This is a genomic window from Parabacteroides chongii, from assembly GCF_029581355.1.
GTDB classification, from domain to species: Bacteria; Bacteroidota; Bacteroidia; order Bacteroidales; family Tannerellaceae; genus Parabacteroides; species Parabacteroides chongii.
In genome coordinates, this window is record NZ_CP120849.1 from 1,124,792 (window position 1) to 1,145,415 (window position 20,624).

General features: G+C 46.9%; 13 protein-coding genes and 1 pseudogene. 13 read left to right on the forward strand and 1 reads right to left on the reverse strand.

Annotated features, from left to right (window positions below):
* The first annotated feature begins 8 nt into the window (after positions 1 to 8).
* From P3L47_RS04605 to P3L47_RS04660, 12 genes are all read left to right on the forward strand, one after another.
* Positions 9 to 3,038, forward strand: coding sequence for an efflux RND transporter permease subunit (locus P3L47_RS04605; protein ID WP_277782835.1), 3,030 nt, complete (start codon positions 9 to 11; stop codon positions 3,036 to 3,038).
* Positions 3,035 to 4,375: a TolC family protein gene (locus tag P3L47_RS04610; protein WP_277782836.1), complete on the forward strand. Its 1,341-nt coding sequence runs from the start codon at positions 3,035 to 3,037 to the stop codon at positions 4,373 to 4,375. Before P3L47_RS04605 ends, P3L47_RS04610 begins: the two co-directional genes overlap by 4 nt.
* 12 nt (positions 4,376 to 4,387) lie before the next feature.
* Positions 4,388 to 5,551 carry an AraC family transcriptional regulator gene (locus P3L47_RS04615; RefSeq protein ID WP_277782837.1) on the forward strand — a complete coding sequence of 388 codons (1,164 nt, stop codon included), beginning with the start codon at positions 4,388 to 4,390 and terminating at the stop codon, positions 5,549 to 5,551.
* Positions 5,552 to 5,673: 122 nt separating this feature from the next.
* Positions 5,674 to 6,891 carry an N-acetylglucosamine-6-phosphate deacetylase gene (gene nagA / locus P3L47_RS04620; RefSeq protein ID WP_277782838.1) on the forward strand — a complete coding sequence of 406 codons (1,218 nt, stop codon included), beginning with the start codon at positions 5,674 to 5,676 and terminating at the stop codon, positions 6,889 to 6,891.
* Between the two features lie 93 nt (positions 6,892 to 6,984).
* Positions 6,985 to 8,325 (forward strand): Gfo/Idh/MocA family protein, encoded by a 1,341-nt coding sequence (locus P3L47_RS04625; RefSeq protein WP_277782839.1) that lies wholly within the window; start codon positions 6,985 to 6,987, stop codon positions 8,323 to 8,325.
* Between the two features lie 11 nt (positions 8,326 to 8,336).
* The gene (locus P3L47_RS04630) at positions 8,337 to 9,653 is read left to right on the forward strand and encodes a sugar MFS transporter (RefSeq protein ID WP_122361427.1); all 1,317 of its coding nucleotides are present in this window, start codon (positions 8,337 to 8,339) and stop codon (positions 9,651 to 9,653) included.
* A gap of 17 nt (positions 9,654 to 9,670) precedes the next feature.
* On the forward strand, positions 9,671 to 10,462 hold the full coding sequence (locus P3L47_RS04635; protein WP_277782840.1) for a 6-phosphogluconolactonase: 792 nt from the start codon (positions 9,671 to 9,673) through the stop codon (positions 10,460 to 10,462).
* An 11-nt stretch (positions 10,463 to 10,473) separates the two neighbouring features.
* On the forward strand, positions 10,474 to 11,469 hold the full coding sequence (locus tag P3L47_RS04640; RefSeq protein ID WP_046145994.1) for a Gfo/Idh/MocA family protein: 996 nt from the start codon (positions 10,474 to 10,476) through the stop codon (positions 11,467 to 11,469).
* Between the two features lie 30 nt (positions 11,470 to 11,499).
* Positions 11,500 to 14,670: a SusC/RagA family TonB-linked outer membrane protein gene (locus P3L47_RS04645; RefSeq protein WP_233577072.1), complete on the forward strand. Its 3,171-nt coding sequence runs from the start codon at positions 11,500 to 11,502 to the stop codon at positions 14,668 to 14,670.
* Positions 14,671 to 14,697: 27 nt separating this feature from the next.
* Entirely contained in the window at positions 14,698 to 16,548 is a 1,851-nt protein-coding gene (locus P3L47_RS04650) for a RagB/SusD family nutrient uptake outer membrane protein (RefSeq protein WP_277782841.1), read from the forward strand.
* A gap of 27 nt (positions 16,549 to 16,575) precedes the next feature.
* Positions 16,576 to 18,156: a family 20 glycosylhydrolase gene (locus P3L47_RS04655; RefSeq protein WP_233577074.1), complete on the forward strand. Its 1,581-nt coding sequence runs from the start codon at positions 16,576 to 16,578 to the stop codon at positions 18,154 to 18,156.
* A 10-nt stretch (positions 18,157 to 18,166) separates the two neighbouring features.
* Positions 18,167 to 19,534, forward strand: a complete 1,368-nt coding sequence (locus P3L47_RS04660; RefSeq protein WP_277782842.1) for a Gfo/Idh/MocA family protein — start codon at positions 18,167 to 18,169, stop codon at positions 19,532 to 19,534.
* 109 nt (positions 19,535 to 19,643) lie between these two features.
* Here P3L47_RS04660 and P3L47_RS23750 read toward each other — a convergent pair.
* Positions 19,644 to 19,739, reverse strand: a pseudogene (locus tag P3L47_RS23750) (DUF4625 domain-containing protein); the annotation flags it as partial.
* Positions 19,740 to 19,828: 89 nt separating this feature from the next.
* On the opposite strand from P3L47_RS23750, the gene P3L47_RS04665 reads away from it, so the two are divergent.
* Positions 19,829 to 20,620, forward strand: coding sequence for an O-methyltransferase (locus tag P3L47_RS04665; protein WP_122361430.1), 792 nt, complete (start codon positions 19,829 to 19,831; stop codon positions 20,618 to 20,620).
* Positions 20,621 to 20,624 lie beyond the last annotated feature (4 nt).

Below are 20,624 nucleotides of genomic sequence, written 5' to 3' on the forward strand. Positions count from 1 at the left end.
ATTTCCCTATGGCAAATATATCGGAAACCAGTATAAACAGGCCGGTACTTTCGACGGTAATGATGCTTATCATCCTGCTGTTCGGTATGATCGGCTACAAGTTCCTGGGGGTTCGCGAGTTCCCCAGTGTGGACCAGCCTATTATCTCGGTAAACGTGTCCTATCCGGGAGCGAACGCCGAGGTTATCATGAACCAGATCACGGAGCCGCTGGAGCAGAACATCAACGGTATCCCGGGTATCCGCTCCCTGAGCAGTGTCAGCAGCCAGGGTAGCAGCCGTATCACCGTCGAGTTCGAACTGTCGGTGGATATGGAAACGGCAGCCAACGACGTGCGTGACAAGGTATCGCGTGCCCAGCGTTATCTGCCGCGCGACTGTGACCCTCCGACCGTAGCCAAGGCAGATGCCGATGCGACTCCCATCATGCAGATCGGCGTGCAAAGCAACCGACGCTCGCTGATGGAACTGAGTGAAATAGCTGAACTGACTGTAAAAGAACGCCTGCAGACGATCTCGAATGTGAGCGGTGTGGATATATGGGGACAGAAACGTTACTCCATGCGACTGTGGCTCGACCCGATCAAGATGGCAGGCTATGGCGTCACCCCACTGGACGTAAAGAATGCCGTGGATGCGGAAAACGTGGAATTGCCTTCCGGTAGCATCGAAGGGAATACGATCGATCTGTCTATCCGTACCCTGGGGCTGATGCATACGGCAAAAGAGTTCGACGACCTGATCGTCAAGAAAGATGCCAACAATATCGTCCGTTTCAAAGACGTCGGACGGGCAGAACTGGCACCGGAAGACCTGCGCAGTATCCTGCGTAAGAACGGTGAACCGATGGTGATTTGCGTGATCGTTCCTCAGCCGGGTGCCAACCATATCGAGATTGCCGACGAGGCTTACAAACGTATCGAGCAGTTGAAGAAAGACCTGCCGGAAGATGTTTCGATCGAAATGATCTACGACAATACCCGTTTCATCCGCGCCTCTATCGCCGAAGTGGAAGAGACGATCTATGTGGCATTGGCACTGGTAGTATTGATCATCTTCCTGTTCCTTCGTGACTGGCGCGTGACGCTGGTTCCCTGCGTGGTAATTCCAGTGTCGCTGGTGGGTGCTTTCTTCGTGATGTATATCTCCGGTTTCTCCATCAACGTATTGACCATGCTGGCAGTCGTTCTTTCAGTCGGACTGGTGGTGGACGACGCGATCGTGGTGGCGGAAAATATCTATGTCCGCATCGAACAAGGCATGAATCCGAAGGAGGCTGGTATAGAAGGGTCGAAAGAAATCTTCTTCGCAGTCATCTCGACGACGGTAACCCTCGTTTCGGTGTTCCTTCCGATTGTGTTTATGGAGGGGATGACGGGACGTTTGTTCAAGGAGTTCAGTATCGTGATTGCCGGTTCGGTGACGATCTCTTCGTTTGTCGCCCTGACCTTCACGCCGATGCTTGCAACCAAATTGCTTCGCAGACGGGAAAAGAAGAACTGGCTGTATGTAAAAACCGAACCTTTCTTCGAAGGGTTGAACAATATCTATGCCCGGTCACTCAACTATTTCCTGAGCCATAAATGGTGGGCTATTCCTATAGTAGTCATCATGTTCGGTTCGATCGGCTACTTTTGGAAAACGATCCGTTCCGAGCTGTCGCCGCTGGAGGACCGCTCTTCCATATCCATCAATATGCGTGCCCAGGAAGGTGCCACTTTCGAGTTCATCCGCGATTTCTCCGACCGGATCGCTACACTCGCCGACTCCATCGCACCGGAGCGTAAGTTCCTGACAAACCGTTCTTCCAGCAGCAACGCCAATATCAGCGTGATCCTGCCGGATATTAAAGAGCGTGAACGTTCGCAGATGGAGATAGCCGAGAAGCTGTCGGCAGCCGTACGTAAGGAAACGCAGGCACGCGCCTTCGTTCAGCAGCAGTCTACTTTTGGCGGACGACGCGGCGGTATGCCTGTACAGTATGTATTGCAGGCACCCAGTTTGGAAAAGCTGGCGGAAAAGCTGCCTGAATTCATGCTGAAAGTAAACGAAAGCCCTGTCTTCCAGATGGCGGATGTGAACCTGAAGTTCACCAAGCCGGAGACACGTATCGAGATCGATCGCGACAAGGCTTCTTCGCTGGGGGTCAGCACGCGCAACATCGCACAGACATTGCAATATGCATTGAGCGGGCAGCGTATGGGTTATTTCTATATGAATGGTAAACAATATCAGATACTAGGCGAAATCAACCGCCAGCAGCGTAACACGCCGCTCGACCTGAAGTCGATCTATGTGCGCAGCGACAACGGTTCGATGATCCAGCTGGATAACCTGGTGACACTGCATGAAGACGTGGCACCGCCTCAGTTATACCGCTACAACCGTTTCGTTTCGGCTACGGTTTCCAGCGGCCTGAACAAAGGATATACCATCGGTGACGGTTTGGACGAAATGGACCGTATCGCGGCAGAGACACTGGACGGCAGTTTCCGGACAGCCCTTTCCGGTGAATCGAAAGAGTTCCGCGAAAGTTCTTCCAGTCTGATGTTTGCCATGATCCTGGCATTGCTGATGATCTACCTGGTCCTTGCCGCCCAGTTCGAGAGCTTCAAGGACCCGTTGGTGGTGATGTTCACCGTGCCGCTGGCTATCGCGGGAGCTTTAATCTTTATGAGTTATTCGGGTATCACGATGAATATATTCAGTCAGATCGGTATTATCATGCTGATCGGTCTGGTAGCAAAGAACGGTATCCTGATCGTGGAGTTTGCCAACCAGCGCCAGGAGGCGGGGCTGAGTATGGCGGAAGCGATCCGTTCGGCCTCCACACAGCGCCTGCGTCCGATCCTGATGACCAGTGTGTCTACTATCCTCGGACTGGTGCCGCTGGTATATGCGACAGGCGAAGGAGCACAGGGACGTGTTGCCATGGGTATTGCCGTAGTGGGCGGTATGTTGGTATCGACATTCCTTACCCTGTTCATCGTTCCTGCCATGTATAGTTTTATTTCAACAGACAGAGCAAAAAAGATATGAAAAAGGTCTTATTCATGATACTGGCTGTTTCTGCTTCCCTGGGCGTAAAGGCACAGGAGATATACAGCCTGAAACAATGCATCGAAACCGGACTGGAGCGTAACTATTCCATCCGCATCGTACGCAACGAGCAACTGATCAGTGACAATAACGCGACACCGGGCAATGCCGGTTACCTGCCGACAGTGGATATGAGCGGCGGGTTCAGCGGCTCGATCAATAACAACCGCAACAAATTAGCCGACGGTACGACCGAGAAGCAGAACGGTGTCAATAACGAAACCGGCGACATCGGGCTGAACGTGAACTGGACGGTATTCGACGGTTTCGGTATCCAGGCGGAATATGCACGGCTGAAAGAACTTCAACGAATGGGCGAACTGAACACGCGCCTGACGATAGAGGATTTCGTAGCCACGCTCTCGGGCGAATATTACAACCTGATCCGCCAGCATATCCGTTTACGGAACTTGCGTTCATCCCTCGACCTTTCCCGCGAGCGTGTCCGTATTGCGGAAGAGCGTTATCACATCGGTTCGGGCTCGCGCATGGACCTGCAGCAGGCACAGGTGGACTTCAACGCCGACAGTTCCAATGTGCTGAACCAGCTGGAGGTGGTACATACTTCCCGCATCCGCTTGAACGAGCTGATGGCACTCGATAATATAGACGAGCAGATCGCCCTGAAAGATTCGGTGATACGCCCGAACATCTTCCTCGACGAAGTGGACCTGTGGCAAAGCACGCTGGCTTCGAATGCCTCCCTGCTGATCGCCCAAAAGAACCAGACGCTAACCGAATTGGAATATAAAAAGGTGAAGAGCCGCGACTACCCGTATGTCAAGCTGAATGCGGGCTACGGTTATACCGCAAACTGGTACGAGGTGGGTGCCACCGACTTGCAGCAACGCCTGGGGCTGAACTACGGCCTGACGGTAGGTCTGAACCTGTTCGACGGTCTGAACCGTCGCCGCGAACGTCGTAATGCACGTATCCAGATAGAAAACAGCCAGCTGAAGAAACAGGAGCTGGAATTGGGCCTGCGTGCCGACATGAGTAATCTGTGGATGGCTTACCAAAATAATCTGGGTCTGTGGAATCTAGAGAAAGAGAATGTCGTTGTGGCTTTGGAAAACCATCGCATCGCAATCGACCGCTATAAACTGGGTGAGTTATCCGGCATCGAGCTTCGTGAAGCCCAGATAAGCCTGCTGGAAGCCGAAGAGCGGCAGTCCATATCAGAATATTCGACAAAGCTATGCGAAATATCCCTCCTGCAACTAAGCGGCCAGATTTTGACCTATGTAGCTCCGGAACCGGAGAAAGCTAGTTTTTAAAAACACCACAATATGATAAAAATACTTCTGTTAACCGATTTTTCCAGTGGCTACAGCCGGTCGCTTCTGGAAAATGTCGTTAGATATGCAAGGGAAGTCGGTCCATGGGCCTTTTATCGAATGCCCTTGTATTTCCGGGAACTTTATGGCGACGAAGGAGTTGTGGAATGGGCGAAAAAATGGGGAGCGGACGCAATCATCGCCCAGTTCTCGGATATAGACCTATCTGTTTTAAACCAGTTAAATATACCGATCATCGTTCAAAATTACAAAGAACGAAGCTCCGGTATTTCCAATCTGACGGGTGACTATTTCGGGACAGGTGTCATCGCTGCTAATTTTTTCCTGCATAAAGGCTATAAGTCATTTGCTTACTATGGTCTGACAGATACAGTGTGGGGACGTGAACGTGGCGAAGGCTTCAAAAAGATCGTCAACAACAAGGGGTATGAGGTTTATGAATTTAATAACCGGAAACGGGTACCCAGTGAAAAATGGAGCTTTGATGTCGAACAAGTAAGCAGATGGTTACTAAGCCTACCTAAGCCGATAGCCCTTTTTGCCTGTGACGACTATTATGCCTTACAAATCACCGAAGTCTGCAAGATGTATGATATCAGCATTCCCGAAGAAATCGCAGTGTTGGGTGTAGACAATGATAAATTATTATGTAATATCTCCGATCCTCAACTATCGTCCATTGAACTGGATATAGAAAATGGCGGTTATGAAGCAGGAAAACTACTTCATCAGTTTATAGAAAAGAAGATCATTGCACCGGTCGATATTATAATAAAACCTGTACGGATCGTCCCCCGTGCCTCTACGGAACGTTTTGCCGTATCCGACAGACATATAGAACAACTACTGCAATACATCGACAATAATTATCAGAATCCTTTATCAGTCGATGAACTGACTCAAATAATACCTTTCTCAAGACGAGTGTTGGAAAAGAAATTTAAACGAGAAACCGGAACGTCCGTATACCAATACCTTCTGGATCTCCGCATAGAGAAATTCGCCGACCTGCTGATCACTACCGACCTGCCGCTGATCGAGGCTGCAACCCGGTCAGGCTTCACTGACTACAAAAATATTTCCCGTATCTTTACCAAAGCAAAAGAAATGACTCCTCTCCAATATCGGAAACGATTCACCCCTAAAAACAAATAAAACAAAGTCGACCCTTTATGAAGAGGCGTTCGTTTTTTGAGGTTTTTATTTCGCAATCGGTACCATGTGAGCTTATTTTTTATGCTTACTTTGTGTTGTTTGAACATTAAAACAGCACTATTATGAATGCAATATCATCATCAAACAGTAGAAAAGAGGTTAAGACAATCATCACTAACGGGAAATTGATCCTTTCGAGCGGAATCCTCGATAATGGTTATATCATTATCGAAAACGGTAAAATAACCGATATAGGGCAAGGTCAACCTCCATATAACGAGGCTAGTGAAGTCATCGATGCCAAACAACAGTATGTTTCCCCCGGTTTTATCGATCTGCACACCCACGGAGCCGGAGGCGCTGACTTTATGGACGGAACAGTAGAAGCTTATCTGACTGTGGCTAACACACATGCACGTTACGGTACAACCGCTTTATTACCCACTACACTGACTTGCCCCGATGAAGAGCTTTTTCATACGTTTGAAGTCTTCCGTGAAGCACGGAAACAGAATAAAACCGGAGCAAAGTTCCTGGGTCTCCATCTGGAAGGACCTTATTTTTCTTATAACCAGCGGGGAGCACAAGATCCGGCAAACCTAAAAACTCCAACACCGGAACATTATACCAAGATATTGAATGCCACAGACGACATTGTACGCTGGAGCATAGCTCCGGAACTGGACGGTGCTATGGAATTAGGTCAATTACTCTGTGAAAAACAAATAATTCCTTCCGTCGGGCATACAGACGCAATCTGTGAGGAAGTGATGGAAGCTCATAAATCCGGGTATTCCCTGATGACCCATCTTTATTCAGGAATGCAAACCGTTACCCGTCGTAACACCCTCCGCTATGCAGGAGCCGTAGAAGCCGCATTCCTGATAGACGACATGGATGTCGAGATCATTGCAGACGGTATCCACCTTCCTAAAAGCCTGCTTCAACTCATTCACAAATTCAAAGGAACCGACAGGATCGCCCTGATAACTGATTCCATGCGCGGAGCAGGAATGCCTGAAGGTCAATACAAGCTGGGAAGCCTGAAAGAAGGACAAACCGTAATAGTAGAAGACGGCGTTGCCAAACTTCCTGACAGGAGTGCTTTCGCAGGCAGTGTAGCAACAGCCGACCGCCTTATCCGGACGATGGTGCAGCTTGCCGGAATCCCCTTAACGGATGCTGTAAAAATGATGACAGCCACGCCCGCCCGTATCCTGCATATGGATGACAGAATGGGTTCCCTTGAGACAGGAAAAGAGGCAGATATCCTGTTGTTCGACGATCAGATAAAGATAACACGCACTCTCATAAACGGAAATACAGTTTATCAAATTTGACGTATTTTGAGGATTCTGTTTCGGCAAGTGGGTAAAAATGAATAATTCATCTCCCTAAATTTGTCATATTGAGATTTACTAAAATTAAGCAATATGACAACAAGACGCAATTTCATAAAAAGAGCAGTAGCCGGAACAGCTATGCTATCATTCGGTGGCGTGTTGCCGAAATTCAGTGCGAAAAGCTATGCGAACATAGTAGGAGCGAACGACCGGATTCAGATAGGATGTATAGGAGTGAATTCCCGTGGAGCCGCTTTGGCAAGGAATTTTGCAAAACAGGAGAACTGCATCATAAAACACATTTGCGATGTCGACTCCAGAGCTTTAAACAAATGTATTGCAGAAGTTTCCAAAATCAGCAATACAACTCCGAAAGGATATAAGGATTTACGTCTGTTGCTTGAAAAGAAAGATCTGGATGCAGTAGTGATAGCCACTCCCGACCACTGGCATGCTCCGGCAGCCTTACTGGCGATGAAGGCAGACAAGCACGTTTATCTTGAAAAACCATGTAGCCATTCACCGGAAGAAGGCGAAATACTGGTTCGTGCAGCACAAAAATACAATAAGGTAGTCCAAATGGGAAACCAGCGCCGTTCATGGCCTAATGTTGTGGAAGCTATCAACGAGATTAAAGCAGGAACCATAGGAAATGTCTTTTTCGGAAAATCATGGTACACGAACAACCGGGCACCCATCGGAACCGGGAAAAAAGCCTCCGTCCCTGACTGGCTTGACTGGGAGCTATGGCAAGGACCTGCTCCACGTACCGCTTACAAAGATAATGTCATCCATTATAACTGGCACTGGTTCTGGCAATGGGGTACCGGAGAAGCTCTGAATAACGGCACACACATGATCGATCTGTTACGGTGGGGCATGGAACTCGATTATCCGACTAACGTACAATCGACCGGAGGACGTTACTATTACCAGGATGACTGGGAAGCACCCGATACACAGGTTATCAACCTGGACTTTGGCGGAAAGAAATCAATGATATGGGAGGGGCATTCCTGTAATTCTTTCAAAATAGAGGGGAACTCAGTCGGTGCACTTTTCTACGGGGAAAAAGCCAATCTATTGATAGGAGGCGGAAACCATTATAAAATCATGGATCATAAAAACCAGGTTCTCCGCGAAGTAGAAAGTAAAATACAGACTGACCCACGTAACCGAATGGATCCGGCACAGCAACTGGATGCCATCCATATCCAGAACTTTTTTAATGCGATCAAAAAAGGAGAGCAACTTAATGCCGGGATAGAATCCGGACATATAAGCACGCTTCTCGTACAACTGGGAAACATCGCCCAACGTTCAGGAGAAAGACTGGAAACCGATCCTGAAAACGGGCATATCAAAAACAAGCTGATAGCAGATAAATACTGGTCGAGAAACTATCAGGAAGGCTGGGAAATGAAATTATAAATACAGTTTATATGTCAGAGAACAATCACACAACAGAAAAGCAAAATGTCATAATCGGAATCGCCATCATCGGTGTCGTATTCTTTATTATCGGCTTTGTATCATGGGTCAATTCTATATTGATTCCTTATTTCAGGATAGCTTGTGAATTAACGAACTACCAATCGTATTTTGTTACGTTCGCCTTCTATATAGCCTATCTGGTCATGTCGGTCCCAGTAGCCTATTTACTGAAAAAAACCGGTTATAAAAAAGGAATGATGTACGGATTCTTCTGCCTGGCAGCAGGCGCATTGCTTTTTATTCCGGCAGCATTGAACAGGACTTACTGGATTTTTCTAACCGGTCTGTTTACTATGGGAACCGGATTGTCGGTCCTTCAGGCGGCAGCCAATCCTTATATCACTATTATAGGTCCCATTGAAACAGCTGCCCGTCGTATCAGCATAATGGGGGTATGTAACAAATTCGCCGGTATAGTCTCTCCTATCATATTTGCAGCAGTCGTACTAGGCAAAAGCCAGGATATCCTGGAATCCGTAGAATCAGGACTGTTGAGCGGGATAGCCAAGGAGGCAGCCCTCAATGAACTGATACGTGGAGTCATACTTCCCTACAGCATACTCAGTCTCTTACTCCTGTTTATCGGTCTATTCATCTATAAATCGAAACTACCCGATATCAACCCGGAAGAAGAGAATGAAGAGTTGGCGACCGCCAACTGCAATAAGACCTCTGTTTTCCAGTTTCCTTATCTGATACTTGGAGTATTGGCATTATTCCTACATGTCGGAACACAAGTCGTAGCCATAGATACGATCATCAGCTATGCAGGTTCCATGGGAGTCGGCCTGCTGGATGCCAAGTTCTTCCCATCCTACACACTCGGAGCAACTATATTGGGTTACCTGTTGGGAATAGTTTTGATCCCCAGATATATTTCACAAAAAAATGCATTGATAGTCTGTACAGTATTAGGATTGCTCCTCTCTTTTGGAGTTATTTTCGCTCATACGAACATTTCCTTGTTAGGTCATAATGCTGGTTTATCCATTTGGTTCCTGGCTTCCCTGGGACTCCCCAACTCACTGATTTATGCAGGTATATGGCCTCATGCTATACGTAATCTGGGACGTTTCACCAAAATAGGTTCATCCATGTTGGTCATGGCCCTCTGCGGGAATGCGATCCTTCCGCTTGTCTATGGCAAACTGGCAGATACAACATCCCTGCAAACCGGCTACTGGGTATTAATACCTTGCTATATATATCTGATCTGGTACGCCGTCTTCGGATACCGCATTATGAACTGGTCATTAAAGAAATAAATAAAAACAAAAGTAAAATGATACACTTTAAAAACAACAAGCTTACTGTACAGGTATTCACTGACAGGCAATCTATGGGAACGAACGCTGCATCGGATGTCGCACAAACGATCCGTGAGTTATTACGAAACAAAGACGAAATCAATATGATCTTTGCAGCCGCTCCTTCCCAAAATGATTTCCTGGCAGAACTTATTGCCGACAGCACGATCGAATGGAACCGGATCAATGCCTTTCATATGGATGAATATATCGGCTTAGAGCCGGATGCCCCGCAAGGATTCGGAAATTTCCTGGGAGAACATATATTCAGAAAAGTTGACTTCAAACAGGTCTACTACATACAAATGACAAAAGACCATTTCGAACAGGAATGCGAGCGCTATACCCGGTTACTTTCCGAAAGAACAATCGATATTATCTGCATGGGAATAGGCGAGAACGGACATATCGCTTTCAACGATCCCCATGTAGCCGATTTCAACGACAAAGCCTGGATGAAAGTGGTCGACCTTGCTCCTCAATGCAGGCTACAACAAGTGCACGACGGCTGTTTTCCATCACTTAACGAAGTTCCTCATCAGGCATTCACGCTCACCATCCCTGTCCTGATGTCGGCTACATATACTTTTTGCATAGTCCCGGCTACAACAAAGGCACAGGCTATCTACAACACACTGTACGCTCCGGTAAGTGAAAAATATCCATCTACGATTTTACGCAATAAAGAAAATGCCCGGCTATATCTGGATATGGACAGCGCATCCCTTTTACCAAAGAAATACAGGATAATAAATAATAACTCCTAAAAGATAATCCTATGAAACGAAATGTACTATTACTACTTGTTTTCCAATTGCTCACAGCTTTCGGACTCCAGGCACAGGAGACTATCAGGCTGGGCATTATCGGGTTAGACACCTCCCACTCCGAGGCTTTTATTAAGTTGATCAACGGAGAGAACCAGGCACCCGATTACGTCGGTTTTAAGATAGTAGCCGCTTATCCCTACGGATCGCAAACGATCGAATCCAGCTACAACCGCATACCTAAATATACGGAGACAGCTAAAAGTCATGGAATACAAATAACCTCATCCATAGCAGAACTACTAAAACAGGTAGACTGTGTCTTACTGGAAACAAACGACGGGACCTTACATCCCGAACAGGCAACAGAAGTCATAAAAAGCGGTAAATCGTTGTTCATAGACAAGCCTGTAGCCGCCCGTCTTTCCGATGTTCTGGCAATCTACAAACTGGCGGAAGAAAAACAAGTGCCCATATTCTCCTCTTCGGCACTACGTTTCTCTCCACGAAATTCAGAACTGAGAAACGGAAACGGCCCGGAAGGAAAGGTTGTCGGAGCAGACTGCTATTCACCCTGTACAAACGAACCTTCACATGCGGGATTCTTTTGGTACGGGATCCATGGAGTAGAAATATTATACACCCTGATGGGAGCAGGATGCCAATCCGTCACATGTACTTCCAATGAAGGTTCCGATGTCGCTGTAGGTGTTTGGGAAGATGGTCGCATAGGGACTTTTCGAGGACTAAGGAACAGTTCTCATTCCTATGGCGGTACGGTCATTTGTGAAAAGAAAGTTGTTCCTGCCGGAGGATACGAAGGGTATGAAGGACTATTAAAATCGATCCTCACATTTTTCCGGACAGGCAAAGCCCCCGTCAGCCCGTCAGAAACGATAGAGATATACACATTCATGGAAACAGCCAATGAAAGTATACGGCAAGGCGGCAAACCGGTAAATACAAAAGATATTTATAATAAAGCATTATCCCTGGTGAAAAATTAGGAAGTTTATTAATCTTAAAAGTACGATGGTATGAAAAAAATCAACAATGGAAAAAGACTGGCATTCGATCTATTACTTATGGCCTTCCTGCTTATGACCATAGTACCAGTTTTTGCAGCAGAGACAAATAACATTCCTTCTGCCACTCAACAAAAACAAGCAGTCACAGGTATCGTCACCGACAACAAAGGAGAAGTGATACCCGGTGTAAATGTAATGGAAAAAGGGACTACCAACGGAGTTATAACGGACGTTAACGGTCATTACACCATAACCGTTACAAATGAAAATGCAGTATTGGCATTCTCCTTTATCGGGTACGTAACGAAGGAAGTCCCTGTAAAAAGGCAAAAGACACTCAACATCAGCCTGGCAGAAGAGATCCTGAATCTGGAAGAGGTTGTCGTGGTTGGATACGGTGTACAAAAGAAAAGAGACCTGACAGGTGCCGTGACCCAGGTAAAAGCGACTTCACTGGAAAAAGAACGTCCCGCTACCGTTCAGGATATCCTTAGGGCAAACGTTGCCGGCTTGAATATCGGACTCGATAACTCAGCGAAAGGCGGCGGTAGCATGGAGATTCGCGGAAAACGTTCGATCAAAGCCAGCAACGAACCCTTATTGGTGGTAGACGGTATTATTTACTACGGAAGCCTCGATGAAATCAATCCGAACGATATCGCCCAAATCGACGTATTGAAAGATGCCAGCTCGGCAGCCGTTTATGGTGCCAAATCTGCAGCCGGAGTCGTGCTGATCACAACGAAAAAAGGATCGGCTGAAAAACCTACCGTCCAATTCAATGCCAGCGTCGGCATCTCCACCCTCGCGAAGAAGATGGATGTTTACAACCCACAGGAATACCTTGCATGGCGTGAAGATGTGCAGGAAAGTATCTTCGAAGATCATAAACCGGGAGAATTTTCAGACCCCAACAACCTTCCGGCAGGTGTAACCCTGGAAGACTGGATCTCCTATCGTCCCACTACCGGCAACTACACCTATGACTGGCTCGTCCGCCTGGGACTGTTCGAACCGGAGCTTGACAACTATTTTGCCGGAAGAACATTCGACTGGTATGATGAAACATATCAGAAAGCATTCCGACAAGATTATAATGTCAACATTTCAGGAAAGAAAGATAAAGTCAGTTATTACTGGTCATTGGGTTACCTGAACAATGAAGGTATTGTTATCGGCGATAAATACAAATCTTATAGAAGCCGGCTGAAACTGGACTTCGATGTAACCTCTTGGCTGTCAGCCGGTGTCAATGTACAATATTCTTATCGCGACCAGGGAGCTATCCCACGCAGTGTGAACCAGATATGGGCAAATACTCCCTATTCCACTCCAACAGATCTGGACGGTAACCCGATGCTGTATCCGACAGGTATAGACAATGCCAGTTCCATTAACTCGGCTTATAACGATTCATTCATAGACCGTTCGGCGATACGCAATTCCTTCACCGGAAGCATGTATGCCAAAATAAAACTGCCGTTCGGTATTTCTTATCAGGTAAATTTCTCTCCCCGCCTGTTGCTGTACAACTACAGGAACCACCGCTCTTCACAACATCCTGTATGGAAATCATTCGGCGGAGATGCGGAGCGAAGAAGTGAAATGTCCTACAACTGGCAGGTGGATAACCTGATCCGTTGGGAACATACATTTGCCCAAAAACACCAGGTAGAAGTGACCTTGTTACAGAATGCTGAAGAAAACCAATCCTGGCAGGAAATACAGACTACTCAGCAATTTGCCCCCAGCGACATACTGGGTTATCACAGAATGCAGGCAGGTACGGTACCGGCAATCTCCAGCAACGACACCAGAAATACCGGCGATGCCCTGATGGGACGCTTGTTCTACTCGTTCGACAAAAAATATATGCTTACAGCATCCGTCAGACGGGACGGTTATTCGGCATTCGGCGTATCCAATCCGCATGCGACTTTTCCTTCTGTTGCTCTCGGATGGGTATTTTCAGAAGAACCGTTCTTCAAATTCCCCGCAATGGACTTCGGTAAACTGCGTGTATCCTGGGGACAAAACGGAAACAGGGATATCGGTATGTACGCAGCTTTAGCTGAAATGAAAACGGACCAGTACATTTATCAGACCCTGAATGGTAATATAGACCTCTCCAACTCCGTATACGTAAGCACAATGGCAAACAAAGACCTGAAATGGGAAACAACCAGTTCCTTTAACTTCGGTCTTGATTTCGGATTCCTCGACAGCCGCATTTCCGGTAATATCGACGTGTACAAAATGGTTACTTCCGACCTGTTGATCAACCGCAGCCTCACGGAAACAATCGGTTTCGGTGAAGTTATGGCCAACCTGGGCGAAGTTCAGAATACAGGTTTTGAACTTTCCCTGAGGACCTTGAATATCGATGCAAAGAACTTCCAGTGGAATACCACATTTAATTTCTCTTTAAACCGTAACAAAGTAAACCATCTGTACGGCGATTATGAAAATGTACTTGACGACAACGGAAATGTCATCGGACGGAAAGAGATGGACGATATCAAGAACGAATGGTTCATCGGAAAGGATATCAGTTCCATCTGGACATACAACGTTATCGGTGTATGGCAGGAAAATGAAGCCGAACAGGCTGCTGAATATGGTCTTCGCCCAGGAGATATGAAGATCAAGGATGTGGACGGCAATAAAATCTATGATAACAACGATAAGGAGTTTATCGGATACAAAACACCGCGTTTCCGCTGGACCCTTCGCAACGAATTCACCTTGTTTAAAAACTGGAACCTGTCCTTTATGCTTTATTCTTATTGGGGACATAAAGCGCCTTACCAGCGTGCAAAGCATTTCGAAGCCGGTACACTGACAAAGACCAACTATTTCAAGATCCCTTACTGGACTGCGGAAAATCCGACCAACGAGTATGCCCGCTTATATTCGGATGACAAGAATATCGGAGCGAACTTCTATCGTTCCCTGTCATTCATCCGGCTGGATAATATATCCATAGGCTATACCGTACCTAAATCATTCCTGAACAAATTCAAAATAGAGGGAATGAACATCTACGGAACGATCAAGAATGTAGGTTGCTGGGCTCCGGACTGGGAATATTATGACCCGGAAGCATACAACGCCGACAGCCCCAATACCGTAAGCAGTACCAATCGCACCTATACACTGGGTGTCAATGTAACATTCTAATGTCTAACTAAATAATACTATTCAGTCATGAAAAAAATAATATATGCTATCCTGACAACAATGTTCCTGGCAACAGGTTGTAGCGAATCCTGGTTAGATCCGGATCCATTGTCTTTCTACTCTCCGGGAAATACCTTGATCGATAAAGAAGGAATGTTGAGTTCCGTTACGGCATGCGACCGTTTACTGCGGGAAGAGTTCGTAGGACAACATTCTCCCATACTGACCGCTATGATCTTTTCAGAGCAATGCGTTTTGGGAACGACCGATATCTCCGGTCCCGCCCAGAACCTGAATGAAAAGATCCTGCCGACAGCAAATAATAACTGGGACCAGACAAACCGTATGTACTGGTACTGGACCAACGATTATCTCGGCATACGTTACGCCAATACCGTAATAACCCGAATAGACGATGCGACATACGAATCCGAAAGCGAACGAAACAATATCCTGGGTATGGCATTATGGCACAGAGCCTTCCGTTACTACCGGCTTTGTATGTTATTCAATGATATTCCCGCCATCTTCACGGAGGTGGAAACTCCCGTTACCAACTTATGCTCGGTGGAACGCGATGGTATCCTGAAGAAGATCAAATCGGATATGGAATTTGCAGTTCAATGGGTTGCGGAAGATAATAGCAGAGGACGCATCTCCAAAGGAGCCTGCTATCATCTGCTAGCCAAAATCTGCCTGACCCTCGGAGATTTTGATGAAGCCATAAAAGCAACCAATGCCGTTATCGACGGAGGACGTTACAGTTTAATGACTAATCGTTTCGGCGTTGACGTTACTGACAACACCAAAAATGTACTTTGGGATTTGCACCGCCCGCTGAATAAAAACAGCACGGAAAACAAAGAAGTCCTACTGGCAACACTGGACCGGTATGAATACCAGACAGCAAAATCATCCCAAAAGACACTGGCTATGCGTAACTTTCTCCCGTTCTGGGCCAACACGACCAATCGTATCCAAACTCCCGACGGCAAACCGGGTATGTCCGACAAACGCCTGAAAGAGCCGGAACTGGATTATAATGGTATTTACGGACGAGGCATCGGACGTTGCCGCCTGACATGGTACAGCTCCAATGCCGTCTGGGACGACAGCAACGACCTGCGCCATACCCCCGGAAACTGGATGAAAATGACAGATCTTGTCTATAACAATCCGGACCTGAAAGGTACACCGTACTACCATCAGCCAATACGCTTGTGGAGCGACGACGGACAATTATTATGTATCGACACCTTGAGGAACTGGGGAGAATGGGCACATTATAAACTCTACATCGAAGAACCCGATGCCGCCACAGCAGCCCAGTACAACGGCGGCTATTCGGATATGTATGTCATGCGCCTGGCAGAGACTTATTTATTGCGTGCCGAAGCCTACCTTTGGAAAGACGATCCGGCTTCAGCAGCGCGTGACATCAATATCGTTCGTGCCCGTGCCGGTGCAGCACCGCTAAATCCGGGAGAAGTAAATATGGAAACCTTACTGGACGAACGCACACGTGAACTTTTATATGAGGAAAACAGGAAAATAGAACTGACCCGTATTGCACTGTTGTATGCAAGAACCGGCAAATCAGATTACAAAGGTCGGAGCTATAGTATGTCTACATTGTCACAAAATAACTATTTTTACGACCGGATCATGGACAGAGGTAATTTCTACAATAAAGGAGTGAAGGCACTGAACGGCGCTGAATTTAAAATGAGCCCTTATCATATCTGGTGGCCGGTACCACAGAATGATATCGACGGAAACTCATCCGGACGTATCAACCAGAATCCCGGATATACAGGTGCCGAACTAAACATAACTCCATTGGCAGAAGTTCCCGAATCCGGTTTATCTACCATGTAAACACATGACTAACAAATAAATATAAATATGAAAAATACATTCATTAAGTCTATACGCAGCTTGAAGACCATAGGTATACTCTTCCTGGCATTCTTCCTGCTATGTCCGTCTGTTTATTCATCGCCTTTGGCGATGAATAAACATGATTTTGCCATCAAAGGATTTCACATCGACCTCCGTTGCGAGGTAATGACAATGCCCGCCCTCAAGAACTTCGCGAAGGAACTGGCTGAATTCGGAATCAATACGATCATTATGGAATGGGAAGGTTCTTATCCTTATGATAAGCATGCCACCATCTCCAACAAATATGCCTATTCCCGCGAAGAGGTCCGGTCATTCGTCTCTTATTGTTCAACGCTCGGCATCGATGTCATTCCCCTGCAGAATTGCTTCGGGCATGCCGAATACATTCTCCGCCACGACCGGTATGCTCATTTGAAAGAGGACAGGAAAGAAGTTTCCCAGGTTTGTCCCATGAAGATAGACGAATGCAAAGAAGTATTCACGGAAGTCTTCAAAGAAATGGCAGAGCTGCACCCCTCCCGTTATTTCCATATCGGAGGAGATGAGACTTATCTACTGGGCAGTTGTAAAGCCTGTGCAGAGAAAGTCCGGAAAGAAGGTAAATCGAAATTATTCGTCGATTACGTGAAAGCCATGTGCGAGATCGTTGAATCGATGGGTAAGCAACCCGTCTTATGGGCGGATATTATCCTGAAATATCCGGAAGCATTGCATGAATTGCCTAAAGACATCATCTATGTGGACTGGAATTATGGATGGGATCGCGACCATTTCGGAAATATGGATAACCTGTTCAATGCCGGAGTCACCTTTTGGGGAGCACCTTCCATACGCAGCCACCCCGACAACATCTATCTGACCCAATGGGAAAAGCATTTCAATAACCAAAAGACATTCATTCCTTACGCCCGTAAAGCCGGTTATCAGGGAGTGGTTATGACATCCTGGTCCACATCGGGCACTTACGGATTCAGCTACGACACCAATTGGGAAGTCATCGGGATGTTTCCTGTCAGATATGTATATCCGCTTTCGGGCTTCCGCATATTAGTTGCCGCCTATGGAGAGTCCCTCAAAAATGAAGAACCGATCGACCCGCAAGCCTTCGTCGTGAAATATGGACAGGAACGTTTTGGCTTCACTCCGGAAGAAAGTAAACGAATGTGGCAGATATTAAAAAGTCCGCAGGAAACGATCGTCAGAGGAAAAGACCCGAAAGGTACATCCGTGAAAGAGGTAAAAGCAGAAGCCATCGCCCTACAAAAACAACTGGCTTCCCTAAAACCGAAGAATAACATACCAGAGTTTGAACATCTGCGCTTAATGTTCGACCTGCGCGTACAATACCTGACATTCAAAGAGATAGAAAACAGATACGAATCCAGCCGGTTTGAACGGAACCAGGCGGAAACATTTATCAAAGAGCTCGAACCTCTTATCATCGAGGCCCGAAAACTGGATAAACGTTTCCTTACCCTGAACAAAGGCTTTCTCCATGATGAAGAAATTGCCGAGATAAACCGTACACGCAACGATAAACTGAACACGATGTACGAGACGCTGATTAAAATGACCCATTAAATCCTTTCTTATGGAACTAGAAGAGAAACTGACCAGACGCAACTTTTTATCCGGCGTAGCCACTATCGGTTTAAGTAGTACGCTCGGTTCCGGTCTGCTATTTACCTCTTGCTCAGAAAAGGGGAAGCAGGTGCCGTTACACCCTGTCGAAGAACTCTATATACCCGAACTACCGGACAAAGCGATCGACGGGAAACCAATCAAGGCAGCTTTGATCGGATGCGGCGGAAGAGGCATAGGAGCAGCTTTCAACTTTCTCGATGCAGGAAACGACCTGTCTATCGTTGCACTGGCCGATCTCTTTCCGGATAAACTGGAAGCCGGGAGACAACGGCTGAAGGATGGGAAAAACGTCCGTATCCCGGATGAGATGTGCTTTACCGGTTTCGATGCCTATCGAAAAGTGTGTGAACTACCGATAGACCTTGTGCTGATCGCATCCCCCAACTGCTTCCATCCCGGGCACATGAAATATGCGATTGAAAAGGGAAAACACGTATTCGTTGAAAAACCGGCAGCCATCGATCCGGCAGGTTACCGTACGTTCGTAGCCGCGGCAAGACAAGCGGTGAATACAGGTATCAACATCCTGCCCGGTACGCAATACCATTTCGACCGGCCGTTTGTCGCCTCTTACCAAAAGGTACAGGAAGGACTTATCGGTTCTATTATATCGGGATACGCCTATTATCATACAGGACGTGACCAATATATCGTTCGCCGTCCGGAATGGACCGATATGGAATATATGATCCGCGGACATTTCAACTGGAACTGGGTGAACGGCGACCAAATCAGCAATATGCTGGTCCACTGGATAGATGTTTTCAACTGGTTCACGCAACTCAAACCGGTTAATGTCATTGCCTATGGTTCCAGGATTCGTAAGAATATAGGCAATGTATACGACAATTTCAGCATGCACTTCGAATATGAGAACGGAGTAATGCTGGAAGGAATGGTCCGGAGGATAGACGGCTGTGACAATGGTGCCGGAATCGTCATTCAAGGGGAAAAAGGCTCGTGGCACAGCAGCGACTTCTCCATCCGTAACAGGAAAGGGGAAACAATCTGGCAATACGATGCGGAAGCAGCCAAGTCGAAATTCAAAGTACACGACATGTATACGCTTGAACACATCATGCTGGTCGATCATATCCGGAAAGGGACAGTACTGAATATAGCCGAAACGGCTGCCACATCTGCCTTAACCGCCGTCATGGCACGGGAATCGGCCTATACGGGAAAAAGATACACATGGCAGCAAATCTCATCGTCTCCTCTGAACATGTTACCGGAACAAATGGCATTGATCAATGTAGACTTGAAGCAATTCGGCGTAGTTCTCCCCGGTACTGCCTTTATTGCGGATGACTAACAGGGTATCACGGTATGGAATACCGGACATCCTGTTGTCTGGTTGCCGGTGAAAGTTGTTGCCGACACTGTCGGCAACAGATTACTTGCCTTAAAAAACAAGCAAACAATTAGTGTACCCCAGTCTCCCCGTCTTTACTCAGCACGATATTCCTTGCTACATACGATTCGTTTCCCGCCGCATCCGTACAATACACCATGAAATGATTTTTGCTTCCGGCATGAATCTGTAGATGCTAATTATTGCCAATAAATAAGAATATCTTACTTTTGTGTGACAAATACAAAAAGAGAAATGCAGATCATACCCAAAGCTAATACCTTACGAAAAAGTGTACTTTTATACCGGGGCATACGTTACCGCCGCGGTTACGGAGTGCACTCGCCTTTCGTCTTCAACCTGATAACAAAGGTGATAGAAGAACGTTGCTCCTATTATAGCTTTTACGATATAGAACTGATCCGGAAGCAGCTGCTTTTCCGCGACGATAGCATAACCTATCCGGACAGACAACAGAAAGGGAAGCTCCGCCGCCGTACGATCGGAGAGATTGTGGAACGCGAGGCAATCAAGCCCAAGCACGGTGCCTTGCTTTTCCGCCTGACGAACTATTTCAAGTCGCAAAACATCCTTCAGCTGGGGCCGTCGATGGGGTTATCCACCCTCTATCTGACCTCCTATGCCCCCGGATTGAAATGCATCGCCCTTGAAAACATCCCGGAGTTCGCGTCCATCGCCCGGATCGCCTTCGAGAAGGCGGCACATAACCCGATCGACCTGCGCACGGGAAACTATAAAGAGCTGCTTCCCCGCGCGCTCGAAGACATGGGGAAAGTCGATTTTGTATTTTTTAATACAATCTATGAACAACAGAACAACGTTTGGTTGTTTAATGAATGTACAAAGCATATCCATAACGATACGATCTTTGTTTTTGAAGGAATCAAGACAAGCCGTAAGATGAGGGAGTTTTGGAAAGAGGTATGCGCCCATCCCGAGGTGACGGTTACGGTCGACCTCTACTCGATGGGGATCGTCTTCTTTAACAGAAAGCTGCACAAGCGTGACTATATAGTCTACTTCTGACGGT

Excerpts from the sequence above, each read along its gene's own strand:
- P3L47_RS04605 (WP_277782835.1), top strand. The coding sequence starts at position 9 with ATGGCAAATATATCGGAAACCAGTATAAACAGGCCGGTACTTTCGACG.
- P3L47_RS04610 (WP_277782836.1), top strand. The coding sequence starts at position 3,035 with ATGAAAAAGGTCTTATTCATGATACTGGCTGTTTCTGCTTCCCTGGGC.
- P3L47_RS04615 (WP_277782837.1), top strand. The coding sequence starts at position 4,388 with ATGATAAAAATACTTCTGTTAACCGATTTTTCCAGTGGCTACAGCCGG.
- nagA (WP_277782838.1), top strand. The coding sequence starts at position 5,674 with ATGAATGCAATATCATCATCAAACAGTAGAAAAGAGGTTAAGACAATC.
- P3L47_RS04625 (WP_277782839.1), top strand. The coding sequence starts at position 6,985 with ATGACAACAAGACGCAATTTCATAAAAAGAGCAGTAGCCGGAACAGCT.
- P3L47_RS04630 (WP_122361427.1), top strand. The coding sequence starts at position 8,337 with ATGTCAGAGAACAATCACACAACAGAAAAGCAAAATGTCATAATCGGA.
- P3L47_RS04635 (WP_277782840.1), top strand. The coding sequence starts at position 9,671 with ATGATACACTTTAAAAACAACAAGCTTACTGTACAGGTATTCACTGAC.
- P3L47_RS04640 (WP_046145994.1), top strand. The coding sequence starts at position 10,474 with ATGAAACGAAATGTACTATTACTACTTGTTTTCCAATTGCTCACAGCT.
- P3L47_RS04645 (WP_233577072.1), top strand. The coding sequence starts at position 11,500 with ATGAAAAAAATCAACAATGGAAAAAGACTGGCATTCGATCTATTACTT.
- P3L47_RS04650 (WP_277782841.1), top strand. The coding sequence starts at position 14,698 with ATGAAAAAAATAATATATGCTATCCTGACAACAATGTTCCTGGCAACA.
- P3L47_RS04655 (WP_233577074.1), top strand. The coding sequence starts at position 16,576 with ATGAAAAATACATTCATTAAGTCTATACGCAGCTTGAAGACCATAGGT.
- P3L47_RS04660 (WP_277782842.1), top strand. The coding sequence starts at position 18,167 with ATGGAACTAGAAGAGAAACTGACCAGACGCAACTTTTTATCCGGCGTA.
- P3L47_RS04665 (WP_122361430.1), top strand. The coding sequence starts at position 19,829 with ATGCAGATCATACCCAAAGCTAATACCTTACGAAAAAGTGTACTTTTA.